Origin of the sequence: Bradyrhizobium lablabi (assembly GCF_018131005.1) — a bacterium.
GTDB classification, from domain to species: domain Bacteria; phylum Pseudomonadota; class Alphaproteobacteria; order Rhizobiales; family Xanthobacteraceae; genus Bradyrhizobium; species Bradyrhizobium lablabi_D.
The window spans coordinates 242,073-260,176 of the sequence record NZ_JAFCJK010000004.1; the positions used below are offsets into that span (position 1 = coordinate 242,073).

Consider the following 18,104-nt stretch of genomic DNA (forward strand, 5'->3'; position numbering starts at 1 on the left):
GCATCTTTCGATGCGATCCGACCTCTCCCCGCAAGCGGGGCGAGGTGACACTCAACGCTTCGCTGCCGCCAGCCCGTAATTCAACAGCCCGCCCTTGTTCTTCGGTGGATGCGCGCGCAGGCCCTCTTCGTTCGGCTCGGTGCCCCAGCCCGGGCGATCCGGGATCACAAGGTGGCCGTCGACATATTCAGGCACATGGGTGAACAGCTCGTGGTCCCATGCAAGGCGATCGATATCGGTCTCCATGATCCGCAAGTTCGGCACCGCCGCGCAGAAATGCGCGTTCATCATGGTGCAGAGGTGGCCATAGAAATTATGCGGCGCGACGTTGACCTCGAAGTGCTCGGCGGCGTTGGCGATCTTCATCGACTGCCAGACCCCGTTCCAGGGCGTGTCGATGATCGCGACGTCCATTGCCTGCTCGGTGAAATAGGGCAGGAATTCCCGTAAGCCCAAGAGCGTCTCGCAGGACGAGATCGGATGCGGGCTCTGGCGGCGGATATAGCCCAGCGCCTGCGGGTTGAAGGTGTCGATCTCGACCCAGAACATGTCCATCTTCTCGATGGCGCGCAGGATTTTCAGATAGCCTTCCGTCTTCGCATTGAAGTTGAGATCGAGCAGCAGATCGACATCCGGCCCCGCGCCGTCGCGGATGGCTTCAAGATGCATGCAGAGATTGCGCAGCACGCTGCGGTCGACATTGATCTCGGGCTGGAACGGCGCGCCGAAGCCGGGACGCCAGCCCAGAGGTTTCCCGTCGGTGTAGAGGAAGATGTTGGTCTTCATCGCCGAGAACTTCTTCTCGCGCACCTCGCGGCCGATCGCCTTGACGCCGTCGAGATCGGTGATGGCGGGCTTGTACCAGTCGGGATGATTGATGCGCCAGGTCGCGCAATGCGACCAGTAGACCCGCACGCGATCGCGGATCTTGCCGCCGAGCAGATCGTAGCAGGGGACGCCCAGCGCCTTGGCCTTGACGTCGAGCAGCGCGTTCTCGATCGCGCCCAACGCCAGCGCCACCACGCCGCCGGCGGCGGGGCGCGTCGCCGCAAACAGCTCGACATAGATCCGCTCATGCTCGAACGCGTTCTTGCCGATCAGGCGCGCCGACAGCCGCTCGATCGCCGCGGTGACGCCGGGCGCGCCAAAGCCCTCGTCGTATTCGCTCCAGCCGACCAGTCCGTCCTCGGTCGTGACCTTGACGAAGTGATAATTCCGCCAGCCGGCATCGCAAGCGAGCGTTTCGACGCTTCTGACAGTGGTCGATTTGGCCATGGTTTCCTGCCCCGATTTTGTTGGTATTGCCCGATACCAACAACGGATCGGCGAGCGCGTCAATCGCGCCAGGGCAGGGCATCAATGCGGATTGGCCGGTTGTGGGGCCGAATGGTTTGCCGTGCGGCAAGGTGAGGTTGAGACTTTCCAGGCGGGTCGCTTCGCTTGCAATAGCGATTTTAGGCGATGGGTGTATCAAGACAGCCTGACGGGCAAATCACTCGAAAACCTGTCCAGTCCTCAGGCGAAAAACATTTCGCTTCCGTCGTCGGGCAAATCAGTTGTTCAATTCCGCCCGTCTCACCTGATCGAGGGGCGCTTCGCGATCGTCACGAGTGTTGCGGTGGGATGCGGTGGACGCGGAGTGCGCAACTGACGAGGGCGCGCGAGGCGGACGGCGAAGTCGTGTGGTCCTGACGCCCCAGTGGCTGGCGTTAAGTTCTTAAGAAGCTCACGCTTCTCAGGGATGACGGTGACAACCAAGCCTGGTCTCGCCGGGGAGAGCGCGAAGTAAGCCGTAAACCATCGCGCAGGGAAAGCCGGGTTGTTTCCGGTTACACCTGTGGTCCTACCCCGGTGCTTTTTGTTGCACCGGGCCCATGGGTGCGATCGGCACCCGGCTTTCCCTGCGCCCTCTCCCTCAGGAGAGGGCAGAACGACACGCAAAACTCGAGCAGATCGTGCCGCGAGACCGCGGCTTCACATCCTCATCGTTGTCGGACAATTGAACTCGAACCCATCCCATCATTGCGAAGAGCTCGCGACAAAATTGCAAAAGCAATTTTGCACCGAAGCGACGAGGCAATCGATCGTTCTCATATGTTGTACGATGTATGCTCCGCTAACGCTCGCAATGACGACGGAGAGGATCGCGATCCCTATCCCCGTCATGCTGAGGAGCGGAGAACGCGCGTCTCGAAGCACGACGGCCACCAGCGGGGGCGTGCACCCTTCGAGGCTCGCGTTCCGCGAGCGCCTCACGATGACGGGTCTAACAAGACGACGAAAAGCTACCCGAGCCTCAGTTCGTCATAGCCCTTCGCCGCCACCTCGTCGCATCGTGCGCGATAGTCCGGCGCGCTGCCGCTGTAGCGGGCGACGATGCGGGTCTGCTTGCCTTCGACGTTGGAATTGATGCCGGTCATCCAGGAGTTGACCTCGTTGGAGAGCAGGCCGACGCCGAGCGCCTTGACATGATCGGTCCAATTGGCAGTTGCCTCCGGCGTTGCATCGAGGAAGGTCAACCCCTTTTCATGTGCGAAGCGGATCAGCCCGGTGACCCAGTCGACGCTGTATTCGATGCTGCGCGGGATGTTGCCGAGCGCGGTGTGCGGTCCCATCAGCATCATCATGTTGGGGAAGCCGTCGACCATCAGCCCGAGATAGGTTTCGGGACCGCGCTTCCACTTGTCCCTCAAGAGCGCGCCGCCGGCACCGCGAAAATCGATCTTGTCGAAGCTGCCCGTGATCGCGTCGAATCCGGTCGCGAAGATGATGATGTCGAACTGGTAGTCCTTGTCGCGGGTCTTGAGGCCGTCGGGCGTGATCCGCTCGATCGGCGTCTCCGTGAGGTCGACAAGCTCGACATTGTCGCGGTTGTAGACCTCGTAATAGAACGTCTCGAGCGGCAGCCGCCGAGTTCCAAAGCCGTGGTTTTTCGGAATCAGCTTTTCGGCAACCGCCGGGTCCTTGACGCGCTCGCGGATTTTTCGCGCCACGAAATCGCTGATTGTGGCGTTCGCCTTGCGGTCGATCAGGATGTCGCGGAAATTGCCCTGCCAGATGCCGAAGCCGCGTTCGCCATAGAGCTTTTCGTAGAACGCCTCTCGCTCCTCGTCAGAGACTTCGAACGCACCACGCGGATCGGGCGTGTGGATGAAACAGGCAAACGTTTCGTGGCAGCGCCGAAAGATCTCAGGATAGCCGGCCTTGATCTTCAGCTGCGTCTCGGCGTCGATCTTGCCGTTGTGCAGCGGCGCGCACCAGTTCGGCGTGCGCTGGAACACGGTGAGGTGCCCGACTTCGGCTGCGATGGTCTGGATCGTCTGCACGCCGGTGGCGCCGGTGCCGATCACAGCGACGCGCTTGCCGGCAAGATGCACCGGCTGCTTCGGCCATCGCGCGGTGTGGAAAGACTGGCCGCGAAAGCTGCCGAGATCTTCGATGCGCGGCAGCGTCGGCGTCGAAAGCGGGCCGATCGCGGTGATCAGAAAGCGCGTAGTGTGGCGCGCGCCGCTGGCAAGCGTGATCGCCCAGCTTCTTGTGTCGTCCTGATAAATCGCGCTCGCAACGCGGCTCTCGAACTGGATGTCGGGGCGCAAGTCGAATTTGTCGGCGACGTAGTTGCAGTAGCGCAGCGTCTCCGGCTGGCCGGCGAAATGCTCGGACCATTCCCATTCCTGCAACAGCTCCTTGGAGAACGAGTAGCCGTAGGAATAGCTCTCGGAATCGAAGCGCGCGCCGGGATAGCGGTTCCAGTACCAGGTGCCGCCGACGCCGGTGCCGGCCTCGAACACACGGACCCGCAAGCCCAACTCGCGCAGCCGGTAAAGCTGATACATGCCGGACAGGCCGGCGCCGATGATGATGACATCATAGTCGAACTGATCGGTCGGACCCATGTCCTCGCGCGAACCGGTCACGTGGCGTTGCTCCCGCAGATATTTATTGTCCGCAAGGCTAGCCGGAATGGCAGCGCAAGCCAAACGTCGAAAAGCGGAGCTGGTATCGCGATTTGCAAGGCGAGGCAGCCGTCCGCCACCGAAGGTCCTGCGCCGGGTGATCGCCTGCCTTTACTCCGCATCCGGATTCACCCTATCGTCGCTCGTGAAGCAACGGTCGCCCCGCCAGGGGCGGCGGAAACGCCCGCAAGAAAGAAGAACAACAGGAATCCGAATGAACGATCCCGTTGACGTCCTGATCATCGGCGCCGGCGCCTCCGGTGCTGCGGTGGCCTGGAGCCTCGCCGACACCAAAATGCATATCCTCTGTCTCGACCAGGGCGGCTGGATGAATCCGGCGGAATATCCGAGCACCGGCCGCGACTGGGAGGCCAAGTTCTATGGCGACTGGTCGACCAGCCCCAACGTCCGTCGCCGCCCTGAGGACTATCCGATCAACGACGACAATTCGCCGATCAAGGTCGTCAATTTCAACGGTGTCGGCGGGTCGACCGTGATGTACACCGCGCACTGGCCGCGGCTTCATCCGAGCGATTTCCGGGTCAAAACGCTCGACGGCGTCGCCGATGACTGGCCGATCGACTACGACACGCTGGTCCCGTTCTTCGAAGAGAACGACCGGATGATGGGCGTCTCTGGCCTGTCAGGCGATCCGCTGTCGCCGCTGACACGTCCGCCGATGCCGCCGCAGCCGCTCGGCCTGTCGGGTCCGATCGTCGCGAAAGCGATGAACAGGCTCGGCTGGCACTGGTGGCCGTCGGACACCACGGTTGCGACAATGGATTATGAGGGCAGGGCACGCTGCATCAATCTCGGCCATTGCACGCCGGCCTGCGCGCAAGGCGCAAAAGCCTCGACCGACATCACCTATTGGCCGCATGCGATCCGCGCAGGTGTCGAGCTCAAGACCCATTGCCGGGTGCGCGAGATACTGACCAACGAGCACGGCATGGCCTCCGGCGTCGTCTACTACGACAAGGATGGTGTCGAGCAGTTCCAGCCGGCCGAAGTCGTCATCATCGCCTGCAACGGCGTCGGCACGCCGCGGCTGCTGCTCAATTCGGTGTCGGGCAAATTTCCGAACGGCCTCGCCAATTCGTCGGGTCTGGTCGGCAAGAACCTGATGTTTCATCCCTATGCGCAGATCTACGGCTTCGTGAACGAGCCGACCGACAGCAACCGCGCGCCGCCGACCTGCCTCTGGAGCAAGGAGTTCTACGACACGGATCCGTCGCGCGGCTTCGTCCGCGGCTACGGCATCCAGTTCGGCCGCGGCGCGGGTCCGGTGTTCGAAGCGGTCGCGAGCGAGCAGAAGGGCATTCTGCCGTGGGGCGCGGATCATCACCGCGTTTTCCGCAAGCTCAACGGCCACCGCATCGCGGTCTCGGCGATCTGCGAGGATTTGCCGGAGGAGCGCAACCGCGTCACGCTCGATCCCATCCTGAAGGACGATCATGGCATTCCCGCACCAAGGATCGACTACACGATCAGCGAGAACAGCCGGAAAATGATGGAGCACGGACTGGCGCGCGGCAGGGAGATTCTCGAAGCCGCCGGCGCGTCCGACATCTGCATCAACAACCCGATCCCGTGGGGCGGCTGGCACCTGCTCGGCACTGCGCGGATGGGCACCGATCCCGCGCGCTCCGTGGTGAACGAATGGGGCCGCTCGCATGACGTGAAGAACCTCTTCATCGTCGACGGCAGCGTGTTCGTCACCTCGGGTGGCGTCAACCCGACCTCCACCATCCAGGCCATCGCGCTCTACGTCGCCGACCAGATGAAGCAGCGCCTCGCCAATCTCTTCGACTGAGATCGCCATGTCCGACTTCAATGAACTGACACTGACACAGCGTAACGACCTGCGGACCGTCGCCGCGATGATCATTCCCGCAAGCGACGAGTACAGGGTGCCCGGTGCCGATGATCCCACCATCCAGGCCGACATGCTCAAGACGCTCGGCCGCGACACTGCGCTGGTGCGGCACGCGCTCGATCAGCTGGCGCGGCTCGCCGGCATGCCGCTTGCCGAGCTCGATGATGCGGAGCGCGAGGCGGTGGCGAAGGAGTTCCGAGGCGGCGGCGGGGCTGCGGCCGCAACCCTCGTTCGCGTCGTCCTGCAATGCTACTACCGCGACGATCGCGTGCTGCGCTCGCTCGGGCTCGAACTGCGCGCGCCGTTCCCCAAGGGGCATGTGTTGCCAGAGGGCGACTGGTCGCTGCTCGATCCGGTCAAGGCACGGGGCGGCGGGTTGAGACGGGCGCGCTAGCGGGCCAGCCTTGCGCCCAGGCGTGGCCACTTGCGGCGGCGGTTCCCGGCCACCATCTGTGTGACCCAAAGGATTCTCGCCATGTTGGATTTTACCTCTGATACCGCCGGTGACAGGCCGTCACCGCGGGCGGCTGCCCCTGCCCGCGACGATGAGCGGGTTTTGCTCGATGCCTATTCCAATGCCGTGATCGACGTCACCGAACGCGTCGGTCCCGCCGTCGTCCGGGTCGAGACCGGGCCGAAGGTGCGCAATGCGCGTGAGCGCGGCGGCCTCGGCTCGGGCATCGTCATCTCGCCCGATGGCCTCGTGCTCACCAATAGCCATGTGGTCGGATCGTCGAAGGAGATCCGCCTGCGCGACACCGAAGGCTTCGTTACCGACGCCCATGTGCTCGGCGTCGATCCCGATACCGACCTTGCGCTGCTGCGGGCCGATGGCGCACGAGATTTATCCTACGCTTCGCTCGGCAATTCCAAGACTTTGCGGCGCGGCCAGCTCGTGGTCGCGATCGGAAATCCGCTCGGCTTTGAATCGACCGTGACGGCGGGCGTCGTGTCGGCGCTCGGCCGCTCGATCCGTTCGGTCAGCGGGCGGACCATCGAGGACGTGATCCAGACCGATGCCGCGCTCAACCCCGGCAATTCCGGCGGGCCGCTGGTGTCGTCGAATGCGGAGGTGATCGGCATCAACACCGCGATCATCAACGGCGCGCAGGGCATCTGCTTTGCGGTTGCGAGCAACACCGCGCAGTTCGTGCTGTCCGAGATCATCCGTCACGGTTATGTCCGCCGCGCCTATATCGGCGTCGCCGGGCAGACCGCGCCGGTTCCGCGGCGCCATGCGGTGATTGCCGGCGTCGAGAACAGGATGGGAGCGCTGCTCGCGCAGATCGAGCCGGACGGTCCGGCCGCGAAAGCCGGGCTGTTGCCGGGCGACGTCGTGATCAGGCTCGACGGCATCGAGATCAACGGCGTCGACGACTTGATCCGCGCGCTCGACCGCGACCGGATCGACCGGATGCTTTCGATGGACGTGCTGCGCCTCGGCCGCTTGCGCGCGATCGACATCCATCCGATCGAACGGAAGCCGGCGAAGCAGTGATCACCGCAATGCCGCCAGCAGTTCGTCGGGCTGCTCGACCATCATCATGTGGCCGGCGCCCGCGAGCACCACTATGCGGGCGTCCGGCGTCGCGGCGGCGAGCGTTTTGCCGGCTTTCGCCGGGGTCATCATGTCGCGCTCGCCGAGGATGAAGGTCGCGGGCACCTTGACGGCGGCGGCGGCGGCGAGCGCGTTCTGATAGGTGTTGCAGGCGTTGAGGTCGTTGTACAGCACGCCGGGCCTCGTCTCCTGCAGCACGCGCTGCGCGCCCTGGTGCATCCACAGTCCCGGCGCGAGGCTGCCGCCAAGTTCGGCCTTGAAGCCGAGGCCCCAGATCGAGACCATGTCGATCGCGGCGGGATCGTCGGCCTCAGCGGCCTTCAGGAGATCAGGACCGACCGTCATGGTCGCGGCGGTACCGATCAAGGCGAGGCCGGAGACCTTGTCGGGATGGCGCGCGGAGGTCTCGAGCGCGATCAGCGAGCCCATGGAGTGTCCGATCAGCCTTGCCTTGGGCGCGCCGGCAGCCGTGAGAAGCGCCGCGGTCCAGTCGGCCATCTCGGCGACGGTCGGAAGCGGCTTCCCGGATGACCGGCCATGGCCCGGCAGGTCCGGCGCCAGCACGGAATAGCCGTGGTGGGCGAACCAGCGGCTGTGCAGCGCCCAGGTCGAGGAATCGAAGCCGGCGCCGTGGATCATCGCAACAACCGGCAGAGACGGATCGAACGGCTTGCCGCCGGTGGCGATGAAAGTGTCGATACCGTTGACGGAGAGTTGCATGTCTCAAGTCCTTTGCGAGGCGCGCAACGCCTGGCCGAGATCGTCGATGATGTCTTGAACGGCTTCGATGCCGACCGAGAGCCGCACCAGCTCTTCACCGACACCGGCCGCCTTGAGTTGCTCCGCATCCATCTGTTGATGGGTGGTGCTGGCCGGGTGGATCACCAGCGTCTTGGCGTCGCCGACATTGGCGAGATGGCTGATCAGCTTGAGCTGCTCGATGAACTTCTTGCCGGCGGCGCGGCCGCCCTTGATGCCGAAGCTGACGATCGAGCCCGCCCCGCGCGGCAGCAGCTTCCTGGCAAGCGCGTGATCCGGGTGGGTCTCCAGGGCAGGATGCAGAACCCAGTCGACCGCCTTGTTGGCGGCGAGGAATTCCAGCACCGAATGCGTATTGCTCATGTGGCGGTCCATGCGGACCCCGAGCGTCTCGATTCCCTGCAGGAGCTGGAAGGCGTTGGTGGGCGAGAGACACGCGCCGAAATCTCGCAAGCCCTCGGTGCGGGCGCGCATGATGAAGGCGGCCTTGCCGAACTGTTCGTCGAAGACGATGCCATGATAGCCGGCGTAGGGCTCGGTCAGTTGCGGAAACTTGCCCGAGGAGTGCCAGTTGAACCGCCCGCCATCGACGATGACGCCGCCGATCGCGATCCCATGGCCGCCCATCCATTTCGTCGCCGAATTCATCACGATGTCGGCGCCGAGCTCGATCGGGCGGCTGAGATAAGGCGTCGCGAAGGTGTTGTCGATCAACAGCGGAATCTTCGCCTCATGCGCGAGTTGCGCGACTGCTGGAATGTCGAGCACTTCGAGACCGGGGTTGCCGATGGTCTCGCCGATCACGAGCCGCGTGTTCGGCCTGATCGCGGCGCGGAAATCGTCAAGTGCTCGCGGCTTCACGAAAGTCGTGGTGATGCCAAAGCGCGGCAGCGTGTGGGCCAAGAGGTTGATGGTGCCACCATAGAGAGAGGCCGAGGCAACGATGTGGTCGCCGGCATTGAGTAGCGTCGCGATGGCGAGGTGCATCGCGGCCATGCCGCTCGCGGTGCAGACCGCGCCGACACCGCATTCGAGCGCGGCGATGCGTTCTTCCAGCACCGCGGTGGTCGGGTTGGAGATGCGCGTATAGATGTGGCCGGCGCGTTCCAGGTTGAACAGTGCCGCGGCGTGATCAGCGTCCTGGAACACGTACGACGTCGTCTGATAGATCGGAACGGCGCGAGAGCCGGTCGCGGCATCGGGGCGCTGGCCGGCGTGCAGGCTCAGGGTTTCGAAGGCAGGCGGCTTGGGTGCGGGCATGCGGAGCTCGTCGGGTCAGTCGATGAGAAGAATGTGCGCGTCAGTCTAGACGTGAACTGCGGTGCGAACGCGGCCGACATTGCCGAACACGCGCAAGTATCGGTCGACCTCGGACGCAATACCCGTCCCCTTCTCCGGATTGTCGGAAAGCTTCACGGCCGGCCGGCCGTCAACCGACGTCACCTTGCAGACGATCGAGATCGGGTCGAGCTCAGCGGAGCCGTCGGGCGCGCAGCCGACGAAATCATTGGTGAGGTTGGTGCCCCAGCCGAAGCTGATGCGGACGCGGCCCTTGAAATGGTTGAACGTCTCCTCGATCGAGCCCACATCCATGGCGTCGGAGAAGACCAGCAGCTTCTCCTTGGGATCGCGGCCCTTCTGCTTCCACCACTTGATGATCTCTTCGCCGGCCGTGATCGGCGGTGCGCTGTCGGGACGAAACCCGGTCCAGTCCGCCACCCAGTCCGGTGCGTCACGCAGGAACGACTTGGTGCCAAACGCGTCGGGCAGCGCGATCAGCAGATTGCCACCGTAGGCGTGACGCCATTGATCGAGGATGCGATAGGGCGCCCAGCGCAGCTCCTCGTCGGAATCGGCAAGCGCCGCGGCCACCATCGGCAGTTCATGCGCGTTGGTGCCGATCGCTTCGAGGTCATTGTCCATCGCCAGCAGCACGTTCGACGTGCCGGTGAAGGACGAGCCGAGGCCCTCCTTCACCGCCTCGACGCACCAGCGCTGCCAGAGGAAGCCGTGGCGGCGGCGCGTGCCAAAATCGGACAGGCGCAACCCTTCCAGCTTGCGCAACCTCTCGACCTTGGACCACAGCTTGGCTTTCGCGCGGGCGTAGATCACGTCGAGCGCGAAGCGGCCATACGTCTTGGTCGCCGCGCGCGAACGCAACTCGTTCAGGATAGCGAGCGCCGGGATCTCCCACATCGTGGTGTGGGTCCAGGGCCCGTGGAAATGCAGTTCATACTGCCCATCGACCTTGTTCAGCTCGTATTCGGGCAAGCGGAACGTCGAGAGCCAGTTGATGAAGTCCGGCGAGAACATCTGCGTCGTGCCGTAGAACGTATTTCCGGCGAGCCAGATCAGCTCCTTCTTGGAGAAGCGGATGGTGCGGGCATGGTCGAGCTGGGCGCGCAGTTCGCCCTCGTCAATGACCTCGGCGAGCCTGATATGGGTGGAGCGGTTGATCACCGAAAATGTCGTGCGCGTCTCCGGGTAGCATTCCCGGATCATCTGCTGCATCAACAGCTTATAGAAATCGGTGTCGAGCAGGCTGCGCACGATCGGATCGAGCCGCCAGCCATGGTTGTAGGTGCGGGTTGCAATATCAGTCACCGTCATGCCCGAACCTTATCGTGCCGGAGGCTACCCGCCCAGTGGGTTTCGGTGAAGCATGGCAGCTCAGCGCGCCATGTTCCGCCGGATACGGTCGATGGAGGTGGCGACATTGGTCCAGGCCGGCTTGTCGGGGGCAAATTGTCGCCTGAGGTAGGAGACGAGTTCGGCAATCTGTCCGTTCGTCATGCTGTCCTTGAAGGCCGGCATGTAGCCGAGGTCGGTGACGGCGGGCTTGGCGATACCGTGCAGGATGACCTGGATAAGATTGTCGGGCAGGTCGCTATGCAGATTGCTGTTGAGCGCCAGCGACGGCCTGCTGCCGAACAGCGGCGGCCCGCCCACCTCGTGGCACACCGCGCATGCGCCCTGGTAGATTCGCGCTCCGACAAAGGATGCCGTGGTCGCGGCCGTGCCGGTTTCGAGTCTGGCGGCGAGCGCGACCTGGGCCGGCCGATCGACGGCGCTCTCGTTGAAGGAGGCAAGGTAGACGGCCATCGCACGGATGTCCCGATCGGGCAAGGAAGCGAGCTCCTTTACGACCGGCGCCATCGGTCCGGCCGCGACGCCGTGGAAGCGAGATTCGCCGGTGCGCAAATAGGCGTAAAGCTCGTCCTCGCTCCACGGGATCGGTGCACGCGACAGCGACGTCAGCGCCGGCGCCTCCCAGCCCTCGGCAAATCCGCCGGCGAGGTAAGCGGTCTGCCGTTCCGCGCCAAGTGCGTTGCGCGGCGAATGACAGGCGCCGCAATGGCCGAGGCCCTCGACCAGATAGGCGCCGCGATTCCACGTCTGCGATCTGGCAGGATCGGACTCAGACATCCGCGGCTGGTGGAACAGCGCGTTCCATCCTGCGAGCAGCGGGCGCAGATTGAACGGAAATGCGAGCGTATTCTGCGGCGCTTCGGCGCGCACTGGCGCCTGCGCCATCAGATAGGCGTAGAGCGCCTGCAGATCAGCATCCGTTGCCCTGGCAAAATGCGTGTAGGGAAATGCGGGATAGAGATGCCGTCCGTCGCGGTGGATGCCCTCGCGCATCGCGCGCTCGAAGGCAGGGTAGGACCAGTCGCCGATGCCGGTTTCGACATCGGGGGTGATGTTGGTCGCGTGGATCGTGCCGAAAGGCGTTTCGAGCGGCCGGCCGCCGGCGTTCACTTGGCCATTCTCGGATGTGTGGCAGACCGCGCAAGCGCCAAGCGCCGCGAGTTCCTTGCCCCGGGCGATCGTCGTGGCGGAATAGGCGGAAGCATCGGGCCGCGCGATCGGCGCGATCGCACGCCATGGCAGCATTGCCGCGCCGATGCCGATGACAGCGGCGCACGCCGCTGCGATGCCTGCAAGCACGCCGCAACGCTTGACGAATGGATTTTGCCACCCCTTGAGGCGAGGTGTTGGCGCGGGTGGTGGCAGCGGGGCGGGCGCCGTGAGCTGCTCGCCGCGCAATCCCTTCAGAATGCGTTCCGGCGTGAAGGGCAATTCGCGGAAGCGCACGCCGGTCGCATCGTAGATCGCGTTCGCGATCGCGGCGGCGCTCGGCACGGAGGCGGACTCGCCGACGCCGAGCGGCGGCTGATCCTGTCGCGGCAGCATCAGGACGTCGATCTTGGGCACGTCGGGGAATGTGATGACCGGGTAGGCGCCCCATTCCCGAGCCGTCACCGTGCCGCGCTCGAAGGAGACTTCTTCCATCAGCGCGCGGCTGGTGGATTGAATGACGTTGCCTTCGATCTGATGCCGCACGCCGTCCGGATTGATCATCAGCCCCGAATCCTGGCCGGCGACGACTCGCGTCACGCTGACGTCGCCGGTCACCGTGTTGACCGCGACGTCGGCGATCCAGGCCGACCACGCAGCTCCATATCCGGGAAACGCGCTGTGCACATAAAGCGCATAGGCAAAGCCGCGGCCGTGAACGATGTCTCCCACGGCCTCAGACGCCTCGCGCACGGGACGCGGCGTCCAGCCCGCCCGCTCGGTGACCGCATTGACGAGCTCGATCGCGCGCTGGTCCTTCAGGTAGCGCAGGCGATACTCGATCGGATCGACCCTGGCCTCGCTTGCAAGCTCGTCGATGTAGGATTCATGCGCAAATGTGTTCGGCAGCGCGGAGACGCCGCGCAGCCAGGCCGCGCGCACGATTGGCGGCATGTCGTTCGCAACGACACGCAGATTTTCGTAGTCGTAGGGCGGGATCGCGGTGCGATCGCCCATCTCGAACACGGCAGGCGTCGGCGCGATGCGCCCGGTGAGCAGGAGAGCCAGTGTCGGCGCGCCGTTCGAAGGATAGTGGGTCGCAAAGTCGTAAGCCGCGACACTGCCGTCGGCATTGAGCCCACCATTGACGTCCATGAGTTGCGCGGTGCCCTTGGGCTCCCAGGCGTGCTCCTGCTCCCGCGTGAGCTGGACACGCACGGGACGACCGACTGCGCGCGACAGCAGCAGCGCATCGGCGGAAACGTCGTCGGCGCAATTGCGTCCGTAGCAACCGGCGGCTTCCATCCTGACAATCTCGATCTCGGTCTCCGGCCGCTCGATCAACAGCGCAAGATCGCCGCGCAGGATGTGCGGGTTCTGCGTGCCGGACCAGACGCGGATCGCGCCGTCTTGATAATCGGCGACCGCGCAGGACGGGCCGATCGAGCCGTGCATCTGGTACGGCCACACATAGGTCCGCTGCATCGGCTTGGCCGCGGCCTTGATCGCGGCATCGACATCGCCCTTTTCGATCAGTCGGCGTGGCGTCGATGGATTGGCGCGCAGCGCCTTTTCGATGTCGCCGAGATCGGTCGGTGCCGGGCCCACCTTCCAGGTGACCTTGAGTTGCGCCGCCGCCTTGACCGCATTCTCCTCGCGCTCGGCCACCATGCCGACGAAATCGCCGATCCGTACCACCGCGACGAGACCGGGAATGCCGCGCACCGAGGCTTCATCAACCGCGATCAGGCTGGTGCCGACAAACGAACCGGCATCGACGCCGGCATAGGGCGGGCGGACGACTCGTCCGTGCAGCATGCCGGGGACCCGGACATCGTGGACGTACACGAACTCGCCGGTTGCCTTCGCAGGCAGATCGACGCGCGGCACGGATTTTCCGACGATAGAGTAGCCGCTCACTGCCTTTACGGGAACGTCGTCGGCAAGCTCGAGCCGGATCGTCTCGTCGGCGATCAATTCGCCATAGCTGACGCTGCGATTATCCTTGCCGCGGATCAGCCCGTCCTCGACCGTGAGGTCATCGGCCGGCAGCTCAAGCCGGTGCGCGGCGCGCGATACCAGAAAGTGCCGCGCTTGCGCCGCCGCCTTGCGCAGGGGCACGGCGGTGATCTGGATCGTCTCGCTTGCGATCGTCGCGCCCTGGTTGGGAACGACGGCGGTGTCGCCGAGTACGACGACGACGCGGGCAAAGGAGACGTCGAGCTCTTCGGCGACGATCTGCCCGAGCGCGGTACGGATACCGGTGCCGAGATCGACATGGCCGTTATAGGCGTTCACCGAGCCGTCGGCGGCGATGGTGATGAAGGTTTCGAATGATCCTTCCGCACCCAGGACCGCGGGACGAACGATGGACAGCGATCCGCGCGGGCGTTGCGCTGGCGAGCTCGAACCCTCCATCAACTCCGCGCCTCGAGCGCGTGGCCGGCCGCGCGCATCGCCGCGCGGATGATCTCGATATGCGCGCCGCAGCGACAGAGATTGTAGCGCAGCGCCTCCACCACCTCGTGCTCCGACGGCCGCGGGTTGCGCGCGAGCAGCGCCTTTATGGTGATGATCATGCCGTTGATGCAGTAGCCGCATTGTGCGGCTTGCTCGCGAATGAAAGCGTCTTGCACGACATCCGGGTGCTCGCGGTTGCCGAGGCCCTCGAGCGTCACGATGTCGCGCCCCTCGCAGCCCTCGATCGGAATCACGCAAGCGCGCGCGGCGACACCGTCGATCAGCACCGCGCAGGCGCCGCATTCGCCGAGGCCGCAGCCATATTTCGGGCCATTCAGTTCAAGGTCATTGCGCAGGACATAAAGCAATGCGGTGTCGGGAGCGGCATCGACGTCGTGGTTCCTGCCGTTCACGGTCAGGCGCATTGCCCTGGCTCTCCCTCGTGTTTGCGCTGCAGCGGCGCCGCCAAATCGAGTGTCGAGGATAACGTTCGTATACGAACGTGCAAGCGGCGGCGTGCCGCCCCGCAGCGCGTGCCCGCTTTATGAACAGCGCGTGCAGGCAAATGGACTATTGTTCGGCAACTGTGGCTTTTGAGCGCGAACGCCGCTTGACAGGTCTCGAGGTCGCGCGCAGGATCATTCGTATACGAACGATATGCGCGGCAGGTGGAAGCGCAGTATGATTGATGGCCGCCACAAGTCCAGGCTTGGTCACGATGGCTGACACAATGAGCGTCGCCGCCGGCGACAAGATCCGCTGCGATGCGTGCCCGGTGATGTGCTACATCAAGCTTGGCGCGGCCGGCGCCTGCGACCGTTATGCCAACCATGACGGTCAGTTGGTCCGGGTCGATCCGCATCTGGTGCTGGAACGCACCGTGTCGCACGGCGGCAGGCTGGTGCCGTTTCAGGCGAGTGGCGACTGGGACGGCAAGATCGTCCGCCAGCCCGACATCTTCGTCACCGCGATCGGCGCCGGCACCACCTACCCCGATTACAAGCCGGCGCCCTTCATCGTGTCGTCCGAAGTCGACGGCGTCGACATGGTTACCGTGGTGACCGAGGGCATCTTCTCCTATTGCGGCGTCAAGGTGAAGATCGACACCGACCGCTATCTCGGCCCGGAGACTGCGACGGTGCGCGCGCAGGGTGAGGCAGTCGGCCATGTCACGACCAGTGAATATGGCTCACAGATGTTGTCGCTCGGCGGCGTGCATCATCTTACCGGCGGATCGAAGAAAGAGGGCCGTGTCACCTGCGACACGCTGATGGACCTCTCCAACTGCAAGCCGGTGGAACTGACGATCGACGGCGGCGCCAGGGTTATCGTGCAAGCCGGCCAACCGCCGATCGTCAATAGCGTGCAGGAAGAGCGCATGCGCGTCGGCTGCGGTTCGGCGACGATCGGCATGTTCGCCAAGCAGTGGCACGGCAAGGTCGACGAGGTCGTCGTGGTCGACGACCACATCACCGGCGTGCTCAGCGAGCATCAGGCGGGAAAGCTGCTCGACATCGCCGACACCGGCATCAAGATGAAGGGGCGGCGCTCGACGCCCGGCCGCTACTTCCAGGTCGCCGAGCCCGGCACGGGTTGGGGAGGGACCAACATCTCCGATCCGCTGTCGATCCTCGGCCCCTTCAATCCGAAGGAGGCGCGCCCGGGGCTCTCCATGCTGATGGTTTCGACCACCGGCGAACATGCGACCTATTACGTGCTCGACGAAGCGCTGAAACCGGTCGAGACCGACATGCCACCCGAACTGAGGTTCTCGGTCGAGCGCATCCAGGAAAATTGCGAGCCGGCGCTGTGCACGGTGCTGTTCATGGGCGGCGCGGGCGGTTCGCTGCGCGCCGGCGTCACCGACAACCCGGTGCGGCTGACGCGCTCGGTGAAGGATGCGCTGACGAGGGTGACCAGCGGCGGTGCGCCGGTCTACGTCTGGCCGGGCGGTGGCATCACCTTCATGGTCGATGTCACGCAGATGCCGGCCGGTGCCTTCGGTTATGTTCCGACGCCTGCGCTGGTTGCGCCGATCGAGTTCACGCTGAGACTGTCTGACTATGCCGCACTCGGCGGCCACATGGATTATGTCCGGCCGCTCTCCTCCTTGCGGGATACTGCCGAGGTTCGGCCGATGTCTTACGGTCCGGGACGGCGCGCATGACCCGGCTTCCGCAAATCGCGCTTCTTCCTGATGGCAAGCGGCTGCATTTGCAGGACGGTCCGATTGATCTGATTGTGGAGGCGAAGGGGAGGGATGGTGACATCCGCGCCGGCTACGAGGCTGCTGCGCAGCGCTTCACCGGCCTGCTCGATGAGCTTTGCGCGGAACTTGCCGAGTTGCGCAAGCCGGCGCACCCACGGCTGTGCGCGCTGCAAGGCGTGGTGGCGCGGCGCATGCACAAAGCGGTCGCGCCTTTCGCCGCCGATTGCTTCATCACGCCGATGGCCGCGGTGGCAGGCTCGGTCGCCGAGGAAATTCTTGCCGCGATGCTGCGGATAGCGCCGTTCGATCGCGCCTATGTCAATAATGGCGGCGACATCGCTCTGCACCTGACCGGCCCCGAGAAGTTCACCGTCGGCCTGATGGACCGGCCGGACCGCGATGGCGTGATGCGCACCATGATCGTCGATGCCGGCATGCCGACCCGTGGTGTTGCAACTAGCGGACGACACGGCCGCAGCTTTTCGCTCGGTATCGCTGATGCCGTCACCGTGCTGGCACGCACGGCATCGCAGGCGGATGCGGCGGCGACGATCATTGCCAATGCGGTCGATCTGCCCGGGCATCCCGCGATCCTCCGCATTCCCGCCACCGACCTGCAGCCGGACAGTGATCTCGGTGTGCGGCTGGTCACCCGCGATGTCGGGCCATTGTCCGCCGGCGAGATCGATCAGGCGCTTGAAGCAGGTGCGGTACGGGCGGGCGATCTACTGACGTCGGGATTGATCGAGGGCGCCGCGTTGCGTCTACTGGGTGAAACGGTCATCGTAGGTGCGACCGGGAGCGCGGTGTCGACTTCGCAGGCGTCTCACGGAACAACGATGGCAAGGATGATGCATGCGTGAGCGGGAGCGAGGCTGACAAGATGAGTGCCGTCATTCGCAAGATCGTCACCGTGGTCGAGGAAACCCATCTTGAGATGGGCAAGACAATCGCGCCACCGACGCGCCGGGCGGCCGCGATCGCCGTGATCGAAAATCCATTCGCAGGCCGATATGTCGAGGATCTGTCGCCCTTGATTGCGATTGGCGAGGAACTCGGCGAATTGCTGTCAAAGCGGGCGGTAGCCGCGCTGGGCATCGACGGTGCCATGGCGCACAGCTACGGCAAGGCTGCCGCTGTCGGCGAAAACGGCGAACTCGAGCACGCGGCCGCGATCTTGCATCCGAAGATGGGGGCGCCGGTTCGGAAAGTGCTCAGCAAGGGCGCCGCGCTGATACCCTCGTCGAAGAAGCGCTCGGGCCCGGGCACCACGCTGGATATTCCGCTCGGGCACAAGGACGCGGCCTTCGTGCGCAGCCATTTCGACGGCATGGAGGTGCAGATCAACGACGCGCCGCGGGCCAACGAAATCATGGTCGCGGTCGCCGTGACCGACAGCGGACGGCCGCTGCCGCGCGTCGGCGGGCTGACGGTGAGCGAGATCAAGGGCGAAGACGGATTGAGATAATTCTTTTCAGAAACCGGAGG

General features: G+C 64.5%; 14 protein-coding genes. 7 read left to right on the plus strand and 7 right to left on the minus strand.

Annotated elements, in window-relative coordinates:
* Positions 1-51: 51 nt before the first annotated feature.
* Positions 52-1,275 (minus strand): mandelate racemase/muconate lactonizing enzyme family protein, encoded by a 1,224-nt coding sequence (locus JQ553_RS14195; RefSeq protein ID WP_212500581.1) that lies wholly within the window; start codon positions 1,273-1,275, stop codon positions 52-54.
* Here JQ553_RS14195 and JQ553_RS14200 point away from each other — a divergent pair.
* Positions 1,274-1,651, plus strand: coding sequence for a hypothetical protein (locus JQ553_RS14200; RefSeq protein ID WP_212500582.1), 378 nt, complete (start codon positions 1,274-1,276; stop codon positions 1,649-1,651). The two genes, JQ553_RS14195 and JQ553_RS14200, sit on opposite strands and share 2 nt — an antisense overlap.
* A gap of 634 nt (positions 1,652-2,285) precedes the next feature.
* On the opposite strand, the gene JQ553_RS14205 is transcribed toward JQ553_RS14200, so the two are convergent.
* Positions 2,286-3,917 (minus strand): NAD(P)/FAD-dependent oxidoreductase, encoded by a 1,632-nt coding sequence (locus tag JQ553_RS14205; protein ID WP_312015143.1) that lies wholly within the window; start codon positions 3,915-3,917, stop codon positions 2,286-2,288.
* Between the two features lie 253 nt (positions 3,918-4,170).
* On the opposite strand from JQ553_RS14205, the gene JQ553_RS14210 reads away from it, so the two are divergent.
* The 3 genes from JQ553_RS14210 to JQ553_RS14220 all read left to right on the plus strand — a co-directional run bounded on the left by JQ553_RS14210 (position 4,171) and on the right by JQ553_RS14220 (position 7,330).
* Positions 4,171-5,769, plus strand: a complete 1,599-nt coding sequence (locus JQ553_RS14210) for a GMC family oxidoreductase (protein ID WP_212500583.1) — start codon at positions 4,171-4,173, stop codon at positions 5,767-5,769.
* A gap of 7 nt (positions 5,770-5,776) precedes the next feature.
* On the plus strand, positions 5,777-6,226 hold the full coding sequence (locus tag JQ553_RS14215; protein ID WP_212500584.1) for a hypothetical protein: 450 nt from the start codon (positions 5,777-5,779) through the stop codon (positions 6,224-6,226).
* Positions 6,227-6,307: 81 nt separating this feature from the next.
* Entirely contained in the window at positions 6,308-7,330 is a 1,023-nt protein-coding gene (locus JQ553_RS14220) for a S1C family serine protease (RefSeq protein ID WP_212500585.1), read from the plus strand.
* On the opposite strand, the gene JQ553_RS14225 is transcribed toward JQ553_RS14220, so the two are convergent.
* The 5 genes from JQ553_RS14225 to JQ553_RS14245 are packed head-to-tail and all read right to left on the minus strand — an operon-like array spanning position 7,331 to position 14,832.
* Complete coding sequence (locus JQ553_RS14225; protein ID WP_212500586.1) at positions 7,331-8,110, minus strand: alpha/beta fold hydrolase; 780 nt, start codon at positions 8,108-8,110, stop codon at positions 7,331-7,333.
* A 3-nt stretch (positions 8,111-8,113) separates the two neighbouring features.
* Complete coding sequence (locus JQ553_RS14230) at positions 8,114-9,409, minus strand: O-acetylhomoserine aminocarboxypropyltransferase (protein WP_212500587.1); 1,296 nt, start codon at positions 9,407-9,409, stop codon at positions 8,114-8,116.
* A gap of 45 nt (positions 9,410-9,454) precedes the next feature.
* Entirely contained in the window at positions 9,455-10,759 is a 1,305-nt protein-coding gene (gene pncB / locus JQ553_RS14235) for a nicotinate phosphoribosyltransferase (RefSeq protein WP_212500588.1), read from the minus strand.
* Between the two features lie 60 nt (positions 10,760-10,819).
* A complete protein-coding gene (locus tag JQ553_RS14240; RefSeq protein ID WP_212500589.1) occupies positions 10,820-14,365 on the minus strand; it encodes a molybdopterin cofactor-binding domain-containing protein in 3,546 nt (1,181 codons plus the stop codon).
* The gene (locus JQ553_RS14245; RefSeq protein ID WP_212500590.1) at positions 14,365-14,832 is read right to left on the minus strand and encodes a (2Fe-2S)-binding protein; all 468 of its coding nucleotides are present in this window, start codon (positions 14,830-14,832) and stop codon (positions 14,365-14,367) included. The genes JQ553_RS14240 and JQ553_RS14245 overlap by 1 nt, the downstream gene beginning before the upstream one ends.
* 293 nt (positions 14,833-15,125) lie before the next feature.
* On the opposite strand from JQ553_RS14245, the gene JQ553_RS14250 reads away from it, so the two are divergent.
* From JQ553_RS14250 to JQ553_RS14260, 3 genes are read left to right on the plus strand one after another with little or no spacing between them, the layout of a single operon-like run.
* Complete coding sequence (locus tag JQ553_RS14250) at positions 15,126-16,574, plus strand: 6-hydroxynicotinate reductase (protein ID WP_212500591.1); 1,449 nt, start codon at positions 15,126-15,128, stop codon at positions 16,572-16,574.
* Positions 16,571-17,479, plus strand: a complete 909-nt coding sequence (locus JQ553_RS14255) for a UPF0280 family protein (RefSeq protein ID WP_212500592.1) — start codon at positions 16,571-16,573, stop codon at positions 17,477-17,479. The genes JQ553_RS14250 and JQ553_RS14255 overlap by 4 nt, the downstream gene beginning before the upstream one ends.
* Before the next feature lie 20 nt (positions 17,480-17,499).
* A complete protein-coding gene (locus JQ553_RS14260; protein ID WP_212500593.1) occupies positions 17,500-18,084 on the plus strand; it encodes an amino acid synthesis family protein in 585 nt (194 codons plus the stop codon).
* The last annotated feature ends 20 nt before the right edge of the window (positions 18,085-18,104 follow it).

Bases quoted from the DNA above. Each gene is read 5' to 3' on its own strand.
- JQ553_RS14200 (WP_212500582.1), top strand. From the start codon at position 1,274: ATGGTTTCCTGCCCCGATTTTGTTGGTATTGCCCGATACCAACAACGG.
- JQ553_RS14195 (WP_212500581.1), bottom strand. From the start codon at position 1,275: ATGGCCAAATCGACCACTGTCAGAAGCGTCGAAACGCTCGCTTGCGAT.
- JQ553_RS14210 (WP_212500583.1), top strand. From the start codon at position 4,171: ATGAACGATCCCGTTGACGTCCTGATCATCGGCGCCGGCGCCTCCGGT.
- JQ553_RS14215 (WP_212500584.1), top strand. From the start codon at position 5,777: ATGTCCGACTTCAATGAACTGACACTGACACAGCGTAACGACCTGCGG.
- JQ553_RS14220 (WP_212500585.1), top strand. From the start codon at position 6,308: ATGTTGGATTTTACCTCTGATACCGCCGGTGACAGGCCGTCACCGCGG.
- JQ553_RS14225 (WP_212500586.1), bottom strand. From the start codon at position 8,110: ATGCAACTCTCCGTCAACGGTATCGACACTTTCATCGCCACCGGCGGC.
- JQ553_RS14230 (WP_212500587.1), bottom strand. From the start codon at position 9,409: ATGCCCGCACCCAAGCCGCCTGCCTTCGAAACCCTGAGCCTGCACGCC.
- pncB (WP_212500588.1), bottom strand. From the start codon at position 10,759: ATGACGGTGACTGATATTGCAACCCGCACCTACAACCATGGCTGGCGG.
- JQ553_RS14240 (WP_212500589.1), bottom strand. From the start codon at position 14,365: ATGGAGGGTTCGAGCTCGCCAGCGCAACGCCCGCGCGGATCGCTGTCC.
- JQ553_RS14245 (WP_212500590.1), bottom strand. From the start codon at position 14,832: ATGCGCCTGACCGTGAACGGCAGGAACCACGACGTCGATGCCGCTCCC.
- JQ553_RS14250 (WP_212500591.1), top strand. From the start codon at position 15,126: ATGGCTGACACAATGAGCGTCGCCGCCGGCGACAAGATCCGCTGCGAT.
- JQ553_RS14255 (WP_212500592.1), top strand. From the start codon at position 16,571: ATGACCCGGCTTCCGCAAATCGCGCTTCTTCCTGATGGCAAGCGGCTG.
- JQ553_RS14260 (WP_212500593.1), top strand. From the start codon at position 17,500: ATGAGTGCCGTCATTCGCAAGATCGTCACCGTGGTCGAGGAAACCCAT.